The organism is Flavobacterium sp. (assembly GCF_043780635.1).
Taxonomy (GTDB): Bacteria; Bacteroidota; Bacteroidia; order Flavobacteriales; family Flavobacteriaceae; genus Flavobacterium.
In genome coordinates this window covers 1-3,411 of record NZ_JAYWCK010000184.1, presented here as the reverse complement: position 1 = coordinate 3,411, position 3,411 = coordinate 1, and the positions used below count along the sequence as shown (strand labels likewise).

Below are 3,411 nucleotides of genomic sequence, written 5' to 3'. Positions count from 1 at the left end.
AGCTATCGCCTTGGTTTGGGGAACCTTACTATACGCAGTTTTGCAAGTATTTAAAATAAAAAAATTAGGCATTGCTGATAAAAATTAGTAATAAAATTAAATATACTATCAAAATTTGAATTATGAAAAATGTAAAACAAATCTTTTTTGGCTTAGCAATTTTAGCAGTCTTTACGTTCACTCAAACTACTAATGCACAAGCAAAACCGAAAGGAAAAGAATGGAAAGTTCCTGCTGGTGATGCTGCAAAAAAAGGAAAGGGAGATGCTGAGGCAGGAAAAGCTATTTGGGGAAAAGATTGTAAATCTTGCCACGGTGTAAAAGGTCTTGGTGATGGAACAAAAGCAGAAAAAATTAACATTTCTTGTGGTGATTTTTCTTCTAAAGATTTCCAAAGTTTATCTGATGGCGAATTATTCTACAAAACAAAAATTGGTAGAAAACCAATGCCTTCTTTTAAAGAAAAATTGAGTGATACTGAAATTTGGTCAGTTGTTGCCTATGTAAGAACTATGAAAAAATAATTTTTTTTAACATAAAAAAGTCCCGTTTACGAAAGTAGACGGGACTTTTTAGTTAATATTCGAGACTTTTATTTCTTGCTCCACTCAGCAATACTGTCTTTATTCATTTTTACGTAATCTTGATTTTTAGCAGCTTCTGCACCAGCAAGAGATATTTTGGCCGTTTCAATTGCTCCTTTTTTATCTCCTTGTTTGGCTTGGATCAATGATTTTAAGCGATAATAATAAAATGGTTTGTCTTTGCTCATATCCAATGCTTTGTTTACATAAGTCAATGCTTTTACCAAATCTCCATTGGACTGAAATAAGTATTGTGCTGATGAAAAATAATCTCCGGCTGTTGGTCCGGCTAATGCTTTATCAATACTTGCCATTGCTGTTTTTTGGGTTGGAACTTCAAACTTAATCGCTACCAAAGTTTTTTCCCAAGCCAATTCTAAATGTGCAAAATTATTATCCAGATTATTGATTCCAATTGTAAAACTTTCTACATTTCTACCTAGCATTTCAGGTTTTGAATTGGTTTTTAAAGCCACTTTTGTCTCGTCCCACGTTTCAGGAGTGCCCCAATTATCAGTTGATGTATAGAAAACTATTTCCCAATTATCAGCTCTTGGTGTTGTAAATATTGCATATTTCCCTTTTGCCAATGTTTTTCCATCGATAACTACATCGTCACTAAAGGAGATTGTAGTGTTTTCATTAGCTCCAGTTCTCCATAGTTTTCCAAAAGGAACTAAATTATTGAATACGTCTCTTCCTTTTGCACTGGGTCTGGAATAAACAATTTCTACAGTAGTCAAACCAACAACCTGCGTTAATGTTGACTTCGGACTTGCTTGAGGTGTTTTTACCTGCGCTTCAATAGCGTAATTTGCAATCATCATTGCCAAAATAAAAATTATTTTTTTCATAGTATAAAATTTTAGATTTGTTCAAAATTACAAATTCAAGTATTCAAAAATGTTAATTATTCCATAATTTGAAATTAGAGTTTTGATATTCTCTCAAAGTTCAATTCATCAAAATGATTAATCACAACATCAGCCAACGATAAATCTTGAAGTTTTGAATTTTCGCTATTGTAACCAATGCAAAAGATACCAGCCGCTTTTGCAGCAATTATTCCATTAGTGCTATCTTCAATCACGATGCAGTTTTCTTTTGAAGCTATTGACAAATCAGCGGCAAATTCAAAGATTTCCGGATGAGGTTTTGAATTTGGAAAATCCTCTCCACTAACGATATGGGAAAAATACTGATGGAGTCCAAAACGATTGAAAACACGGTCAATTGTCACTTTCGCAGCCGATGAAGCCACAATCAATTGCATTCCGTTTTGGTGTAAATCTTTGATTAATTTTTCGACCCCTTCTATTAAATATAAATCTTCCTTATTGTCGAAAGCATCATTAAAAATAGTGCGTTTTCTTTGAATTAAATCCTCCACTTCAAGGTCAATAGGGAATAGTTCTTTGAGTTTTTGGAATGTATTTCGGGTGGAATTCCCCATAAATGAAGTAAACATATCCTTAGAAACATCAATATTTAATTCGGCAAAGTGTTGAAAATAAGCATAACTGTGCACTGGTTCCGTGTCAACAATTACGCCATCCATATCAAAAATTACGGTTTGTATCATTTTAGGTATTGGGTTTTGGGTATATAGGTTGCATAGACTTAAAAATCCCGATAACTATCGAGTGCTGACCACTAATCCAGTTTTCCATCAAAATGCATCGTCCATTTTCCCTGGACTTTCATTACTTGTTCGATTACTTCACGAACGGCCCCTTTTCCGCCATTTTTATGCGAAATATATTTAGAAATGGCTTTTATTTCCGGGCTTGCATCTTGCGGACAAGTAGGCAATCCAACTAATTGCATCACGTGATAATCAGGAATATCGTCGCCCATATATAAAACCTGCTCTGATTTAATATTATAGAGTTCAATATATTCTTTAAAAGTTTCGACTTTATCCGGTGTGCCAAGGTGAATGTCGGTTATTCCCAAATTTCTCAATCGAACGCGAACACCTTCGTTGCTTCCTCCCGAAATAATGCAGACATTATAACCGCTTTCTACGGCTGCTTTCATCGCATAACCGTCACGAATATTCATAGTTCGTAGAATCTCGCCTTCATTGGTCACAAAAACGGAACTATCAGTGAGAACGCCATCAACATCAAAAACAAATGTGGTGATTTCGTTCATTATTTGTTTATAACTCTTTGCCATTATTTTGTATTGATTGGGTTAGTATTTTATAAATTGTTGCGTGATTTTCATTGGACAAAAAATCCAAATGAGCTTCGATTGTTTGGGTGTCGTTGCGTTTTGCCGGACCAGTTTGCGCTGCTGAAGGTGACAGCGTCATTACCTTGTTCACGGTTTCCAAAATTAATGGTTTTAAGATTTCAAAAGGAATTTTATTTTCGTCACAAATTTCATTACCAATTCGATACATTTCGTTCACAAAATTATTGACGAAAACTGCCGAAATATGCAATGCTTTTCGTTGTTTTTCATTGCTTTTGAATACATTATTGGAAATGGATTTGGCTACTTTTTCCAATAATTCAAAATCAGAATCATTTTCACTTTCCAAACAAAAAGGAATTTGGCTAAAATCAACAGCTTTGTTTTTGGTAAAAGTTTGCAAAGGGTAAAAAATGCCTCTTCTATTTTTATTATCCAAGGAATCTATGGGAACACTTCCCGAAGTATGCACGACAAGACGATTTTTAAATGGCAATTGTGACGAAACTTTAGAAATAGCATCATCTGAAACGGCTATAATATATAGGTCAGCTTCGACCAAATCATTGAAATTATTAGCGATTTTGTTAGAATCGAGTAGGGGAATGATGGTTTCTTTTCGTCT

General features: G+C 34.3%; 5 protein-coding genes. 1 reads left to right on the top strand and 4 read right to left on the bottom strand.

Going from position 1 to position 3,411, the window contains the following annotated elements; all coding sequences use genetic code 11:
- Positions 1 to 122: 122 nt before the first annotated feature.
- Positions 123 to 524, top strand: a complete 402-nt coding sequence (locus ACH2BV_RS16145; protein ID WP_395051805.1) for a c-type cytochrome — start codon at positions 123 to 125, stop codon at positions 522 to 524.
- A gap of 68 nt (positions 525 to 592) precedes the next feature.
- Here ACH2BV_RS16145 and ACH2BV_RS16140 read toward each other — a convergent pair whose 3' ends face one another.
- The 4 genes from ACH2BV_RS16140 to ACH2BV_RS16125 form a co-directional block, all read right to left on the bottom strand.
- Positions 593 to 1,438 carry a DUF2911 domain-containing protein gene (locus ACH2BV_RS16140; protein WP_395051804.1) on the bottom strand — a complete coding sequence of 282 codons (846 nt, stop codon included), beginning with the start codon at positions 1,436 to 1,438 and terminating at the stop codon, positions 593 to 595.
- A 74-nt stretch (positions 1,439 to 1,512) separates the two neighbouring features.
- Positions 1,513 to 2,166: an HAD family hydrolase gene (locus ACH2BV_RS16135; RefSeq protein WP_395051803.1), complete on the bottom strand. Its 654-nt coding sequence runs from the start codon at positions 2,164 to 2,166 to the stop codon at positions 1,513 to 1,515.
- 71 nt (positions 2,167 to 2,237) lie between these two features.
- Positions 2,238 to 2,765, bottom strand: coding sequence for a KdsC family phosphatase (locus ACH2BV_RS16130; RefSeq protein ID WP_395051802.1), 528 nt, complete (start codon positions 2,763 to 2,765; stop codon positions 2,238 to 2,240).
- A partial coding sequence (locus ACH2BV_RS16125; protein ID WP_395051801.1) for a Rossmann-like and DUF2520 domain-containing protein occupies positions 2,749 to 3,411 on the bottom strand: 663 nt, incomplete at its 5' end. The genes ACH2BV_RS16125 and ACH2BV_RS16130, both read right to left, overlap by 17 nt.